The organism is Achromobacter sp. NPDC008082, assembly GCF_042957345.1.
GTDB lineage: Bacteria > Pseudomonadota > Gammaproteobacteria > Burkholderiales > Burkholderiaceae_B > Achromobacter > Achromobacter kerstersii_A.
Genome location: NZ_JBIBIB010000002.1, coordinates 1,039,878 through 1,053,280 on the forward strand (window position 1 = coordinate 1,039,878; position 13,403 = coordinate 1,053,280).

Consider the following 13,403-nt stretch of genomic DNA (forward strand, 5'->3'; position numbering starts at 1 on the left):
GGGCGGGTATTCGTTTATCTAAAGGTATTGCATCTATGGCGTCGACCCAAGTTCTAGCCGGGTTTCACGCGGTTGTCGCGCGGCTGCGCCACGCGCCCGAGTCGATCAAGGAAATCTATGTAGAAGCGTCGCGCCGCGACAAGCGCATGCAGACGCTCATCGAGCAGGCCGAGAAGGCGGGTTGCCGCCTGCATCCGGTCCCGATGGAACGCCTTGACGGTCTGGCGCGCGGCACCCGCCATCAGGGCGTGGTGGCGCTGGCTGACGAACGCCAATTGGCGGTGGATGTGGACGAAGTGCTTGACGTCATCGAAGGCCCGCCGCTGCTGCTAATTCTTGACGGCGTGACCGATCCCCATAATCTTGGCGCCTGCCTGCGCACCGCCGATGCCGCCGGCGTGCACGCGGTGATTGCACCGCGCGATCGCGCCGTGGGCCTGAACGCCACCGTGCAGCGCGTGGCGTGTGGCGCGGCCGACACCGTCCCCTATGTGATGGTCACCAACCTGGCGCGCACGATGCGCAGCCTGAAAGACCGCGGCGTGTGGCTGGTTGGCACCGATGATCAGGCCACCGACAGCATGCACCAGATCGATGCGCGCCAGCCGATGGCGTGGGTCATGGGGGCGGAAGGCGAGGGCATGCGCCGCCTGACGCGTGAAACCTGCGACCAGCTCGTCAACATTCCCATGCTGGGTTCGGTGGAAAGCCTGAACGTCAGCGTGGCCAGCGCCGTCTGCCTTTACGAAACCGTGCGTCAGCGCCAAGCCTGACCGGTTCAACCCTTCGTTTGTAGATCTTCCTTTACGCGTCAGCCCATCATGCACCAGAACGGCTTTACCACCACGATCCTCCATTCCGACCGCCAACAATCCGTCGAGCACGGAGCGGTGCACAAGCCGATGCATCCGTCATCGGAATTCGCTTACGACGACGCGCGCGAACTGGCTGCGGTGTTCCAGGGCAAGGCGGGCTTTACGTACGCGCGCCAAGGCACGCCGACCACCACGGCGCTGGAAGCGAAGATCAACCACATGGAAGGCGGCAAGGGCACGGTCAGCTTCGCCACGGGCATGGCGGCGTTGTCGGCCATCTTCACGACGCTGCTGCGCCGGGGCGACCACCTGGTGTCCAGCCAGTTCGTTTTCGGCAACACCAACAGCCTGCTGGGCACGCTGCTTGAGCTGGGCGTTGAAATCACCTTCGTCGATGCGACGGACGCCGCGCAGGTGCGTGCGGCCATTCAGCCGAACACGCGCATGGTCTTCACCGAAACCATCGCCAACCCGGGTACGCAGGTTGCCGACCTGGCCGTGATTGGCGAAATCTGCCGCGAAAAGCATCTGGTCTACGTGGTCGATAACACGCTGACCTCGCCCTGGATGTTCCGCCCGTCGACGGTGGGCGCGTCGCTGGTGATGAATTCGCTGTCGAAGTACATCGGCGGCCATGGCAATGCGCTGGGCGGCGCGGTAACGGATACCGGCCTGTACGACTGGGCGGACTACGCCAATATCTATGACGCTTATCGCAAGGGCGCGTCCACCAGCTGGGGCCTGACGCAGATCAAGAAGAAGGGCCTGCGCGACATGGGCGGCACGTTGGCCGCCGAGCCCGCGCACCGCATTGCCGTGGGCGCTGAAACGCTTGCGCTGCGCATGGCCAAGCATTGCGCCAACGCGCTGGCGCTGGCGCGCTTTCTGGAAGAGCACCCAGGCGTTGCCAAGGTGCATTACCCCGGTCTGGCCAGCCATGCGCAGCACGCGCGCGCGGCGGCCCTGTTCGGGTCGCGCTTTGGCGGGCTGCTGGGTGTGGAGCTTGCCGACGGCGTGGACTGCTTTGATTTCCTGAACCGCCTGCGCATTGTGCTGATGGCCACCCACCTGGGCGACACGCGCAGCCTGGCGCTGCCGGCCGCGCACACCATCTACTACGAGATGGGCGCTGAACGCCGCAAGCAGATGGGCATTGCCGACAGCCTGATCCGCGTGTCGGTGGGCATCGAAGACGAGGCCGATCTGCTGTTTGATTTCGATCAGGCGTTGAATGGGTGTCTGAAGGGATAATCCGGCAAGCGCACGCTGGCCGCTTGGGTGCGGCCGTGATGACGCCAGGACAATATTCATGCTGATACAGATCGCAGAAGTATTCACGCCCGACGAGGCGGCTGATATCCGGCGCAGATTGGATGCGTCCGAATGGGTGGACGGCAAGGTCACGGCGGGCTACCAGTCGGCCGAGGTCAAGCGCAACCGGCAGCTGCCCGAACAGCATCCCTTGGCGCAGGAACTGGGCAACCTGATCCTGCAACGCCTGGCCACGAACAACCTGTTCATGTCGGCCGCATTGCCGCGCAAGATCTTTCCGCCGCTTTTTAACCGCTATGAAGGTGGCGAGGCGTTTGGCTATCACGTGGACAACGCGGTGCGCGGTATTGCAGGCACGGCCGAGCGCGTGCGCACGGACCTGTCGGCCACGCTGTTCTTCTCTGAACCTGATTCCTATGATGGCGGCGAGCTTGTCATCGATGACACCTATGGTCCGCGCGCAGTGAAGCTGCCGGCAGGATATATGGTGTTGTACCCGGGCACGAGCCTGCACAAGGTGAATCCGGTGACGCGTGGCGCTCGCGTCAGTTCGTTCTTCTGGATGCAGAGCCTGGTGCGCGAGGACAGTCAGCGCGCCTTGCTGCTGGACATGGATGTGGCCATTCAGCGCTTGAATCAAGACGTCGCGGGGCATGCATCAATCGTGCAGCTGACCGGCATTTATCACAATTTGCTGCGCCGCTGGGCGGATGTTTGATTCAGGCTTGAAGCGTTGTTAAGGGGTGTCGCGCAAACCCCGAAATGCGCGTTTTTGTTTATTGCGAAATCAGCTAAAAGCTAGTATTGGCGCGGGTTGTGGTGAGGTTTTCGCTTGACAGCCGCTCTACGCCAAGGCCTAATACATCTCTGCGTCGCTGACGGTTTGAAGGCAGGAATGCCATCAAATCCTAAGCGGCGCAGCAGTTTAAAAGTTGTGCTTTGCAGCGCAAGAAAAAGTTTATCCACTGTCTGTTCGTCGTTTGTCGGGCCTAGCGTAAGTTGGTGGCGTCCCTGCATGACAGCCATGAACCGCACGGCCTCGCCAGACTCAATACCTTGTGAGGGGTACACCTGAATGAACAAAACCGAACTCATCGATCACATCGCCAGCAAGGCCGATATCTCCAAGGCTGCAGCCGGCCGTTCGCTCGACGCCCTGATCGGTGCCGTGAAGACCACGCTGAAGAAGGGCGGTACGGTCACGCTGGTTGGCTTTGGCACGTTTGCCGTGTCGGCACGCGCTGCGCGCACTGGCCGCAACCCGCGTACGGGCGAGACCATCAAGATCAAAAAGGCCAAGGTGCCGAAGTTCCGTCCGGGCAAGGCCCTGAAGGACGCCGTCAACTAATGGACGGCACGGCGATCGCGGGGCTGGCCCCACGCGATTTGCCGACAATCACGCGGTCCGGTATACTCCGGCCCGCGTATTGCTTTTGAGTACCCCGAGTTGGCAGTTGCTTCACACGAAACCTCGTTTTGAGGCATCAACGGAAGTGTCAGGATCGGGTGCTTAGCTCAGTTGGTAGAGCGGCGCCCTTACAAGGCGTAGGTCACAGGTTCGACCCCTGTAGCACCCACCATCAAAAGCCATCGACGCCATCGGTTTTCCGCTGGCGGCCGATACACCCAGCAAGTTCGAATCCTCACGGATTCCATATCAAACCCGCACACGTCGCCGTGGCGGGTTTTTTGTTTTCCGGCGTCCGCATCACGGGGGTGTGGCGCTGAGCACGTCCCGATGCGCTACGGCCGCACCGAGCACCAAGCACGTCGCAACTACCTGGGCTTGCGCCGGCGCGCAAGCAATTTCGTAAGCGTTTTGTGCATCCTGGCTTGATCGGAATCAGCAGTGTTACGCTACCCCAATCGAAATAGGACGTGCGAATCATTCGCATTTAAGATATTATGTTCGGCTTGTACCGGTCAGCCGACGTTACCCTTTTGCGCGCGTCCTTTCCCTGGCTGGCCGGCTAAGTCAATGCACCCCTGGCTGATTCATGCCTAGTTCTCAACGCGGTTGGAATTCTTCTTCGCCGTCTTCATTTGGTATACGCGCAGGCGCTGGCCTGGCGGTTGTCGCACTTCATGCGGCTGTGATCGGCGCCATTTTCATGGCTCCTGCGAATCGTCCTGAACTGGAGGAACCCGAGGCTGTCATGGTCAGTCTGGTGAATGCGCCCATCCCGCAGGTCGCCAAGGCCGAGCCCACGCCCGAAGTGCCGCAGCCCGTGGTGGAGCCGCCGCCCGAGCCCCAGCCCGAGATCGAGCCGGAACCCGAGCCCGAACCCGAACTGAAGCCCGAGCCGGAACCTGAGCCTGAACCGGTGGTTGAAAAGCCGCCGATGCCGGCCCCCAAACCTAAGCCCAAGCCGAAGCCCAAGCCCCAGCCCAAGCAGGAAGTCAAACCCGAACCCAAGCCGGAAACGCCGCCTCCGCAAACGCCGCCCGCCGGCGCCACGGATGGGGCTCAGGCTTCGCAGAGCCCGCAGCAAGGGCCTCCGCCTGACCAGCCGGTTCTGGTGTCGAGTATTGAGTTCCAGGGCGCGCGCCCCATGCCCACCTACCCGATGGCGTCACGCCGCATGCGGGAAGAGGGACGGGTGCTGGTGCTGGTGGAGATCAATACGCAGGGGCTGGTGGACCGCGCCACGATCGACACGTCGTCGGGATTCCCGAGGCTGGACGAATCCGCGCTGACCGCCGCCCGCAAGGCCAAGTTCAAGCCCTATACCCGTAATGGCGTGGCTTATGCCGCCAAAGCCAAAATTCCGTTCGATTTCGTAATGAGGAACTGAGATGTCCAACGCACTGCATAGCGCCACTCTGGTGGCGCAGGCGACCACCAGCCCGGCAGCGCCGGCTGCTGCCGGCGCCGCTGCGCCTGCCGCCGCCGCGGCTGCGCCCGCAGCCCAACAAGCCGCGACGACCGCTGGCGCGGTCGCCCAGCAATCGGCGGACGCGCTGCACAGCGCCGCCGCTGCGCTGCCGGCAGCCCCGGCTCCGGCCGCGGTTCCCGACATGGGCTTTCTGCACTTTGTCGCCCAGAGCGACTTCGTCGGCAAGAGCCTGTTCATCATCCTGATCCTGATGTCGCTGGTGACCTGGTACCTGATCCTGGTCAAGGCCGCCAGCAACGTCAGCATGCGCAAGCGTTCGGCCGACTTCCTGAACAAGTTCTGGAACGCCAGCTCGCTGGAGCAGGTTGAGCACGAAATCAGCACGCACGGCGCGCGCGATCCGTTCTCGCATCTGGCCAGCCACGCCATGCACGCGCAAGCGCACCACAACAAGTTCGGCGCGACCAAGCTGGAAGAGTCCGGCAGCAACTCCGATTTCGTCACGCGCACCATGCGCAAGGTGATCGACGAAGAAACCGCCAAGCTGGAAAACGGCCTGACGGTGCTGGCCTCGGTGGGTTCGACGGCGCCGTTTGTCGGCCTGTTCGGTACGGTGTGGGGCGTGTATCACGCGCTGGTGGGTATCGGCCTGTCCGATGGCGTCACCATCAACCGCATCGCCGGTCCGGTGGGCGAAGCGCTGATCATGACGGGCCTGGGCCTGGCAGTGGCCATTCCCGCCGTGCTGGCGTACAACACGTTCGTGCGCAACAACCGCGTGTTCCTGTCGCGCCTGGATGCGTTTGCCCATGACCTGTTTGCGTTCCTGACCACCGGCCAGCAAGTGGCGCTGTCCGACGGCAAGGTGCGCGCCCTGCGCCGCCAGAACGGTAGCGGCGCCGCGGTTCAACGCGGGAGCGAATAATGGCCTTTGGCAGCTTTGAGGGAAAAGGGTCCGGGAGCCATGCGGTTTCCGAGATCAACATGGTGCCGCTGATCGACGTCATGCTGGTGCTGCTGGTGATCTTCATCATCACGGCGCCGCTTCTGGCGCACTCGATCAAGATCAACATGCCCCAGGTGGCCGCCGAGCAGATCGAAGAAGAGCCCAAGACGGTGGACCTGGCCATTGACGCCAGCGGCGCAATGTTCTGGGACGAAAAGCCGGTCAATATCGATGACCTGCCCAATCGCTTCAAGTCGATCGCCGGCACCAAGCCGCAACCGGAAATCCGTATCCGCGCCGACCAGAACACCCGCTACGAAACGCTGGCCAAGGTCATGGCCTCGGCGCGCCGCTCGGGCATGTCGCGCATTGGGTTCGTGACGACGCCGCCGACAGGCGGGGCCGCCGCAGCCGAAGCGCCAGCCGCGGGTGGCGCAACGCCAGCTCCGGCCGGGGCGCCGTCCGGCCGGTGAACGAATCCTGCTAGAAGGGGGCGCATTTCGCGCCCCTTTTTTTTCGGATCGCGCTAGAATCGCGGCATGCGAGTACTGGTAATCGAAGACGACACCACCCTGGGCCACGCGCTCCAGGAATTCCTGGCCGACCAGGGTTATGCGGTCGACTGGCTGACAGAAGGCGACCGTGTCCTGGGCGCTCTGGCAGGCCAGCCGTACGACCTCATGCTGCTCGACCTGAATCTTCCCGGCATGAGCGGGCTTGATGTGCTGCGGCAATTGCGCCAAGACGGCAATCAGGTTCCCGTGCTGATCCTCACCGCGCGTGATGGCATCGAAGACCGCGTTGCGGGCCTGGATGCCGGCGCTGACGACTACGTCACCAAACCCTTTGAACTGCCCGAGCTGGCGGCGCGCGTGCGCGCCTTTGGCCGGCGGCGCGCCGGTCAGGCCCAGCCGCTGATCGAAGTCGGCCCCCTGGTGTTCGATACGGTCGGCCGCGAAGTGCGCGCCAATGGCCAACGCCTGTCGCTGTCCGTACGCGAGCTCTCTGTGCTTGAGATGCTGATGGCCCGGGTGGGCCGCGTCGTGACCAAGCGCCAGATCGTGAACTCGTTGTCCGCCTGGGATGCCGATTTCAGCGAAAACGCGGTTGAAGTCTATGTGTACCGTCTGCGCAAGCGCCTGGAAGGCACGGGCGCCAGCATCCAGACGGTGCGCGGCTTCGGCTACATGCTGGATGTGGAAACGGCCTGACGGGCCGGGCGCGACCGGCAAGCTCCGGCTGCGCATTTGCATCCGCCACAGCGAGGGTATCGCGTCATGACGCACGAACGCACTCCTTCCGCTCTTACTCCTTCACGCCCCTTGCTCCCTTCACGCTCGCTGGCGCGGCATCTGGTAATACGCCTGATGCCGCCGATTCTGCTGCTCGTCCTGCTGGATCTCGCAGCCACGTGGGTCATCACGCACAAGATCGACATGTCGCTCTGGATGCTGGAAGACTTCTTCTGGCTGATGGTCGTGGGGCAGGTGGCGCTGATCGCGCTGTTCACCTGGGTGGTGGTTCAGGGCGTGCGGTCGGGATTGCGGTCGGTGAACCATTTGTCGGAAGAAATCCGCCAGCGCTCCATCGATGACATGCAGCCGCTGGAAGTGGCGGGCGTGCCGGTTGAGATCGAACCGCTCGTGACGCACACCAACGACCTGCTGCTGCGGCTGGACGCTTCGCTTGCCGCGCAACGCCGTTTCATCGGGCATGCCGCGCATCAACTGCGCACCCCCTTGTCCGGCCTGCGGCTGGAATCCGAACTGATGCTGGCGCGCCCCTTGCCCGACGATGTGCGGGCGCGTGCCGAGCGCATCAAGGCCGTCAGTGACCGCATGATCCGCCTGGGCCAGCAGTTGCTGGTGCTGGCGCGTGCCGACCCCAACGCCCGGCCGCAAGACAGCTTTGTGCGCATCGACCTCTGCGAATGGGTGCGGGCGCATGGGGCCGAGTGGTTTCCGCGTGTGCGCGAGGCGCGCTACGAGCTGGACCTGGTGGCGCCGGATGCGCCCATCTGGATCGACGCCGACCCGCTGCTGCTGGCCGAACTGCTGGGCAACCTGATCGACAACGCCTTGCGATACGGCAACGAAACCGGGCGCATCACGCTGATCGTGGGCGCCAACCCGCCGTCGCTGACGGTTGAGGACGACGGCCCCGGCATCCCCGCCGAAGAACGCGACCGCGTGTTCGAAGCCTTTTACCGGTCACCCACTGCAACCGCGGGCGGCTCGGGATTGGGACTGGCGATTGTGCGCGAGATCGCGCACGCGCATGGCGCCTGGTGGAAGCTCACCAGCCGGCCCGACTTTTCCGGAACGCGGCTATCCGTCGTGTTCCCCGGCCCCCGCAAAGGGGCTCAACTTACTCGTCAAGAACCGACATCATGAGCCAAGCCTCGGCTGGTGTTTCTTCCCCGACCGGCGCGCACGCAGGCGGGGTGCATGCGCCATCGTCGCGCGCGGCGCTGATCATGGGCGCGCTGGGCGTGGTGTATGGCGACATCGGCACCAGCCCGCTTTACACGCTGCGCGCCTGCCTGACCGGCCTGAGCGTGCACACGGACCTTGAGCCTGCGCATTTGCTGGGCGTGCTGTCCATCCTGTTCTGGATGCTGATGGTGGTGGTGTCCTTGAAGTACGTGACGCTGGTGCTGCGCGCCGACAACCGGGGCGAGGGCGGCACGCTGGCCCTGCTTGAGCTGGCGGTGCGTAACCGCGACGGCAAGATGCGATGGGTGCTGATCGTGCTGGGCATTTTTGGCGCGGCGCTCTTTTATGGCGACAGCATGATCACGCCGGCTATTTCAGTGCTGTCGGCGCTGGAAGGGATCGGCATCGTGTCGCACACGCTGGATGCCTGGGTGGTGCCCGTTGCGCTCGTCGTGCTGGTGGCGTTGTTCGCCATCCAGTCGCATGGCACGGGCGTCATGGGCAAGCTGTTTGGGCCGGTGATGCTGGTGTGGTTCGGCACCTTGGCGGCGCTGGGCGGGTGGCAGATCTGGCAAACCCCCGAAGTGCTGGCGGCGCTGAACCCGATGTGGGGCTTGCGCTTCATCATCGAGTTTCCGCTGATCAGCTTTGTGTTGCTGGGCGCGGTGGTGCTGGCGTTGACGGGCGCCGAGGCGCTGTACGCCGACATGGGCCACTTTGGCCGGCCGGCCATTCGCAGCGCCTGGTTCAGCATGGTGCTGCCGGCATTGACGCTGTGCTATTTCGGCCAGGGCGCGCTGCTGCTGCGCGACCCGACGGCAATCCGCAATCCGTTCTTCCTGATGGCGCCGGAGTGGGGCCTGGCACCGCTGGTGGCGTTGGCGACAATCGCAACCATCGTCGCGTCGCAGGCGGTGATTTCCGGCGCGTATTCGGTGACGCGCCAGGCGGTGCAACTGGGATTCTGGCCGCGCATGCAGATTCTGCATACCTCGGCCATTGAGAAGGGCCAGATCTATCTGCCGCAGGTGAACGCGCTGCTGTTGTGCGCGGTGCTGGTGCTGGTGCTGCTGTTCCGCAATTCCGACAACCTGGCCGCCGCTTACGGCTTTGCAGTGACGGGCACGATGTTGACGACGTCGGTGCTGGCGTTTGCGGTGCTGCCGCGCGGCACGACAGGCGTGAAGCGGATGCTGTGGTTTGGCGTGCTGGGCCTGTTGCTGCTGTTTGACGTGCTGCTGTTTTCGGCCAACGTGTTCAAGATTCATGAAGGCGGCTGGTTGCCGCTGCTGGTGGCGATCGTGGTGTTCACGCTGATGATGACGTGGCGCCGCGGCCGTCATCTGCTGTCTGACATGCAGCATCGGGACCGCCAGCCGCTCAAGGAATTCATGGAGCAGCTTGAGGAGTATCCGCCGTCGCGGGTGCCGGGTACGGCGATCTTCATGACGATGAATTCGGGCAATGTGCCGCCGGCGCTGCTGCACAACCTGAAGCACAACAAGGTGCTGCATGACCACGTGCTGTTCCTGACGATTCTGGTGGCGGACGTGCCGTATATCTCGCCGGAAGAGCGTTTCGTGGTGAAGAAGCTGAGCGCGTCGAGCTGGACGGCGACGGTGAATTACGGCTTCAAGGAAGATCCGGATGTGCCGGAAGCGCTGCGGCTGGTGGCTGAAGCGTATCCCGAGCTGGATCTGGAACCGATGCGGACGTCTTATTTCCTGTCGCGGCAAACCGTGGTGGCGGCGAGAAAGCCGGCGCTTTGGCGGTGGCGGCGGGCGGTGTTCTCGTTCATGGCTCGAAATTCGACGCGGAGCACGAAGTTTTTCAAGATTCCGGCGAATCGGGTGGTGGAAATGGGCATGCAGGTGGAGTTGTAGGGCGCTTTGGGTGTTGTGGTTTCGCGCCCGCTGTCCTTTACCTGCCCGCAAACAAAAAACCCCTCGACATCGTCGAGGGGTTTTTTTATGGCGCTGAAGAATTACTTCTTCTTGCCGTCGTCTTTCAGTTGCGGCAGCGACGTGCCGCTCGAAGCCAGCAAACCGGTCTTCACGTACGTAAAGAGCTTTTCGCGGGTGTCGACGATGTCGAGGTTGCGCATGGTCAGCTGGCCGATGCGGTCTGCCGGCGTGAACGGGGCGTTTTCGACCTTTTCCATCGACAGGCGCTCGGGCGCGTACGTCAGGTTGGCCGATTCCGTGTTCAGCAGCGAGTAGTCGTTGCCGCGGCGCAGTTCGATGGTGACTTCGCCGGTGATGGCGCGGGCGACCCAGCGTTGGGCGGTTTCGCGCAGCATGATGGCTTGCGGGTCGAACCAGCGGCCTTGGTACAGCAGGCGGCCCAGCTTGCGGCCGTTTTCGCGGTACTGCTCGATGGTGTCTTCGTTATGAATGCCGGTGACCAGGCGTTCGTAGGCGATGAACAGCAGCGCCAGGCCCGGGGCTTCGTAGATGCCGCGGCTCTTGGCTTCGATGATGCGGTTTTCGATCTGGTCGCTCATGCCCAGGCCGTGGCGGCCGCCAATGCGGTTGGCTTCCAGCAGCAGTTCGACCGGGTCGCTGTATTCCACGCCGTTCAGGGCGACCGGTTGGCCTTCCTCGAAGCGGACGGTGACTTCTTCGGCCTTCACGGCTACGTCGTCGCGCCAGAACGCCACGCCCATGATGGGCTTGACGATGCGGATGCCGGAGTTCAGTTGCTCCAGGTCCTTGGCTTCGTGGGTCGCGCCCAGCAGGTTGGAGTCGGTCGAGTAGGCTTTTTCGGCCGACATCTTGTAGTCGAAGCCGGCTTGGCGCATGTATTCGGACATTTCCGAACGGCCGCCCAGTTCGTCGATGAAGCGCTGGTCGAGCCAGGGCTTGTAGATCTTCAGGTCGGGGTTGGTCAACAGGCCGTAGCGGTAGAAGCGCTCGATGTCGTTGCCCTTGAAGGTGCTGCCGTCGCCCCAGATGTTGACGTCGTCTTCCTTCATGGCGGCCACCAGCATCGTGCCGGTGACGGCGCGGCCGATGGGGGTCGTGTTGAAGTACGTGATGCCGGCGGTCGAGATGTGGAACGCGCCCGCTTGCAGGGCGGCGATGCCTTCAGCCACCAACTGCGCGCGGCAGTCGATCAGGCGGGCGTTTTCGGCGCCGTAGGCCAGGGCCTTGCGGGGGATTTCGTCGTAATCGGATTCGTCGGGCTGGCCCAGGTTCGCCGTGTAGGCGTACGGAATGGCGCCGTTATTGCGCATCCACAGAAGCGCTGCGCTGGTGTCGAGGCCGCCGGAAAAGGCGATGCCGACCTTCTGGCCGGTGGGAAGGTTCGGGAGGATAGTGGTCATTGTTTGAGGTGAGACGCCAACAGGACTTTGACAAAAGGCTTTGACAGCAGCAAGCCGCCAAACAAGAAAGGTAGCGGGCATTTTAACTCTTTTGACCGGGACGGGCGGCGCGCGTCGGGCGGCTGGCCGCATCTGTCCCCGTGCAGGCCTTGTCCGCCGCCCGCGACCGCGAACCTGTCCGTTTTGTCAGGATGCGGACAGCGTGGGGTCCGGGACCGGTTTCTACAGTGGAGCCATATCCACAAGTGGCCGGGGACCCGGCGCGCGACATGAACACGGGAAATCGCAGGGGGCCGCGTTGGGCGGGGGCAGGGTTGGCGGCCGCGCTGGCACTGGCCGGCTGTGCGGCCGGGCCGGATTACACGCGCCCGGCGATGGACCTGCCTGCCGCCTACAAGGAAGCCGGCCCGTGGAAGCCGGCCGAACCCGGGGCGATCGACGGCAATATGCGCTGGTGGGAAGCGTATGGCGACGCCACGCTGAACGCGCTGATCGACCAGGCCAACGCCGCCAACCAGACGATTCAACAGGCGCAGGCCCAGTACCGCCAGGCGCGGGCGGCCGCAGACGCTGCGCGGGCTGGCTTCTGGCCTACGGTGGGCGTCAGCGCTTCCGCCCAGCGGGCGCGCGCGAAAAGCAATGGCGTGACCGCGGTGTCCAATGGCTATGCCGCCGCGCTGGACGTGTCGTGGGAACCCGACCTGTGGGGCGCGGTGCGCCGCCAGGTCGAGGCCAGCGACGCCACAACCCAGTCCAGCGAGGCCAGCCTGGCCGCCGCCCGCTTGAGCATTCAGGCCGCGCTGGCGCAGGATTATCTGCAACTGCGGGCGGTCGACCGCGAAAAAGAGCTGTACGCCCGCACGCTGCAAGCCTATGCGCGCACGTTGAAGCTGACGCAAAGCCAGTACGACGCGGGCGTGGCCTTGCGCTCGGATGTGGCGCAGGCCGAAGCCCAACTTAAAACGGCACAGGCGCAGTCCATCGACCTGGACGCGTCGCGCAGCCAGTTGGAACACGCCATCGCCATCCTGACGGGGCGCACGCCCGCGCAGTTTGATCTGCCCGCCTTGCCGGCCAGCCAGCCCTGGACGTATCAGGCGCCGCCCGTGCCTACGGGCCTGCCGTCGGCGTTGCTGGAACGGCGGCCGGACATCGCCGCGGCCGAGCGCAACGTGGCCTCAGCCAATGCGGGCATCGGGGTGGCGCGTGCCGCGTATTTTCCGTCGCTGGTGTTGTCGGCCAGCGGCGGCTTTGGCGCCGCCAGCTTCGCGCAGTGGTTCAACGCGCCGGGCCGGGTTTGGTCGCTGGGCGCGCTGCTGGCCGAAACCGTGTTCGACGGCGGCTTGCGCAAAGCGCGTGACGCGCAGGCCGTGGCGGTATTCGATGCCAGCGCCGCGCAATACAAGCAGACGGTGCTGGGCGCGTTCCAGGAAGTGGAAGACAACCTGTCGACCTTGCGCGTGCTGGACGATGAAGCGCGCGTGCAGGACGACGCGGTAGCCGCTTCGCGCTTGAGCGAGCAATTGGCCCTGGCGCAATACCGCGCGGGCACCACCACCTTTCTGACCGTGGCCGTCGCGCAGGCGCTGACCCTGTCAAACGAACGCGCCGCGGTGCAACTGCGCGGCCGGCAGCTGGTGGCCAGCGTGGCGCTGGTGAAGGCCGTGGGCGGAGGCTGGAACGCCGCCGCCTTGAACACGCCCGATGCCGCCGCGCTGGCGGTGGCGGGCCCCGGGCAGGCCGCAAGCACAACTACCCAGAACGAGTGAGTCC

The 13,403-nt window shown here is 64.2% G+C and carries 12 protein-coding genes and 1 tRNA gene; 12 read left to right on the forward strand and 1 reads right to left on the reverse strand.

What is annotated here, in order from left to right:
* The first annotated feature begins 35 nt into the window (after positions 1–35).
* The 11 genes from rlmB (at position 36) to ACFZAI_RS11845 (ending at position 10,188) form a co-directional block, all read left to right on the forward strand.
* Entirely contained in the window at positions 36–773 is a 738-nt protein-coding gene (gene rlmB, locus ACFZAI_RS11795) for a 23S rRNA (guanosine(2251)-2'-O)-methyltransferase RlmB (RefSeq protein ID WP_175169752.1), read from the forward strand.
* Positions 774–821: 48 nt separating this feature from the next.
* Positions 822–2,066 (forward strand): cystathionine gamma-synthase family protein, encoded by a 1,245-nt coding sequence (locus tag ACFZAI_RS11800; RefSeq protein ID WP_342067570.1) that lies wholly within the window; start codon positions 822–824, stop codon positions 2,064–2,066.
* 58 nt (positions 2,067–2,124) lie between these two features.
* Positions 2,125–2,805 carry a Fe2+-dependent dioxygenase gene (locus ACFZAI_RS11805; protein WP_391567023.1) on the forward strand — a complete coding sequence of 227 codons (681 nt, stop codon included), beginning with the start codon at positions 2,125–2,127 and terminating at the stop codon, positions 2,803–2,805.
* A 357-nt stretch (positions 2,806–3,162) separates the two neighbouring features.
* Positions 3,163–3,435: an HU family DNA-binding protein gene (locus ACFZAI_RS11810; protein WP_003812968.1), complete on the forward strand. Its 273-nt coding sequence runs from the start codon at positions 3,163–3,165 to the stop codon at positions 3,433–3,435.
* Between the two features lie 156 nt (positions 3,436–3,591).
* A tRNA-Val gene (locus ACFZAI_RS11815) sits at positions 3,592–3,667 on the forward strand.
* A gap of 417 nt (positions 3,668–4,084) precedes the next feature.
* Positions 4,085–4,882: an energy transducer TonB gene (locus ACFZAI_RS11820; RefSeq protein ID WP_391567024.1), complete on the forward strand. Its 798-nt coding sequence runs from the start codon at positions 4,085–4,087 to the stop codon at positions 4,880–4,882.
* Between the two features lies 1 nt (position 4,883).
* Positions 4,884–5,849, forward strand: coding sequence for a MotA/TolQ/ExbB proton channel family protein (locus ACFZAI_RS11825; protein WP_391567025.1), 966 nt, complete (start codon positions 4,884–4,886; stop codon positions 5,847–5,849).
* A complete protein-coding gene (locus ACFZAI_RS11830) occupies positions 5,849–6,343 on the forward strand; it encodes an ExbD/TolR family protein (RefSeq protein WP_391567026.1) in 495 nt (164 codons plus the stop codon). Before ACFZAI_RS11825 ends, ACFZAI_RS11830 begins: the two co-directional genes overlap by 1 nt.
* Before the next feature lie 66 nt (positions 6,344–6,409).
* Positions 6,410–7,081, forward strand: coding sequence for a response regulator transcription factor (locus ACFZAI_RS11835; protein ID WP_006218435.1), 672 nt, complete (start codon positions 6,410–6,412; stop codon positions 7,079–7,081).
* Positions 7,082–7,237: 156 nt separating this feature from the next.
* Positions 7,238–8,263 (forward strand): HAMP domain-containing sensor histidine kinase, encoded by a 1,026-nt coding sequence (locus tag ACFZAI_RS11840; RefSeq protein WP_054423396.1) that lies wholly within the window; start codon positions 7,238–7,240, stop codon positions 8,261–8,263.
* On the forward strand, positions 8,260–10,188 hold the full coding sequence (locus ACFZAI_RS11845) for a potassium transporter Kup (protein ID WP_391567027.1): 1,929 nt from the start codon (positions 8,260–8,262) through the stop codon (positions 10,186–10,188). The genes ACFZAI_RS11840 and ACFZAI_RS11845 overlap by 4 nt, the downstream gene beginning before the upstream one ends.
* A 101-nt stretch (positions 10,189–10,289) precedes the next feature.
* Here ACFZAI_RS11845 and argG read toward each other — a convergent pair whose 3' ends face one another.
* Positions 10,290–11,630, reverse strand: a complete 1,341-nt coding sequence (argG, locus tag ACFZAI_RS11850; protein ID WP_391567028.1) for an argininosuccinate synthase — start codon at positions 11,628–11,630, stop codon at positions 10,290–10,292.
* A gap of 269 nt (positions 11,631–11,899) precedes the next feature.
* On the opposite strand from argG, the gene ACFZAI_RS11855 reads away from it, so the two are divergent.
* Entirely contained in the window at positions 11,900–13,399 is a 1,500-nt protein-coding gene (locus ACFZAI_RS11855; RefSeq protein WP_391567029.1) for an efflux transporter outer membrane subunit, read from the forward strand.
* The last annotated feature ends 4 nt before the right edge of the window (positions 13,400–13,403 follow it).

What these genes read in the sequence shown, in the direction of transcription:
- rlmB (WP_175169752.1), top strand. Translation starts at nt 36, where the DNA reads ATGGCGTCGACCCAAGTTCTAGCCGGGTTTCACGCGGTTGTCGCGCGG.
- ACFZAI_RS11800 (WP_342067570.1), top strand. Translation starts at nt 822, where the DNA reads ATGCACCAGAACGGCTTTACCACCACGATCCTCCATTCCGACCGCCAA.
- ACFZAI_RS11805 (WP_391567023.1), top strand. Translation starts at nt 2,125, where the DNA reads ATGCTGATACAGATCGCAGAAGTATTCACGCCCGACGAGGCGGCTGAT.
- ACFZAI_RS11810 (WP_003812968.1), top strand. Translation starts at nt 3,163, where the DNA reads ATGAACAAAACCGAACTCATCGATCACATCGCCAGCAAGGCCGATATC.
- ACFZAI_RS11820 (WP_391567024.1), top strand. Translation starts at nt 4,085, where the DNA reads ATGCCTAGTTCTCAACGCGGTTGGAATTCTTCTTCGCCGTCTTCATTT.
- ACFZAI_RS11825 (WP_391567025.1), top strand. Translation starts at nt 4,884, where the DNA reads ATGTCCAACGCACTGCATAGCGCCACTCTGGTGGCGCAGGCGACCACC.
- ACFZAI_RS11830 (WP_391567026.1), top strand. Translation starts at nt 5,849, where the DNA reads ATGGCCTTTGGCAGCTTTGAGGGAAAAGGGTCCGGGAGCCATGCGGTT.
- ACFZAI_RS11835 (WP_006218435.1), top strand. Translation starts at nt 6,410, where the DNA reads ATGCGAGTACTGGTAATCGAAGACGACACCACCCTGGGCCACGCGCTC.
- ACFZAI_RS11840 (WP_054423396.1), top strand. Translation starts at nt 7,238, where the DNA reads ATGCCGCCGATTCTGCTGCTCGTCCTGCTGGATCTCGCAGCCACGTGG.
- ACFZAI_RS11845 (WP_391567027.1), top strand. Translation starts at nt 8,260, where the DNA reads ATGAGCCAAGCCTCGGCTGGTGTTTCTTCCCCGACCGGCGCGCACGCA.
- argG (WP_391567028.1), bottom strand. Translation starts at nt 11,630, where the DNA reads ATGACCACTATCCTCCCGAACCTTCCCACCGGCCAGAAGGTCGGCATC.
- ACFZAI_RS11855 (WP_391567029.1), top strand. Translation starts at nt 11,900, where the DNA reads ATGAACACGGGAAATCGCAGGGGGCCGCGTTGGGCGGGGGCAGGGTTG.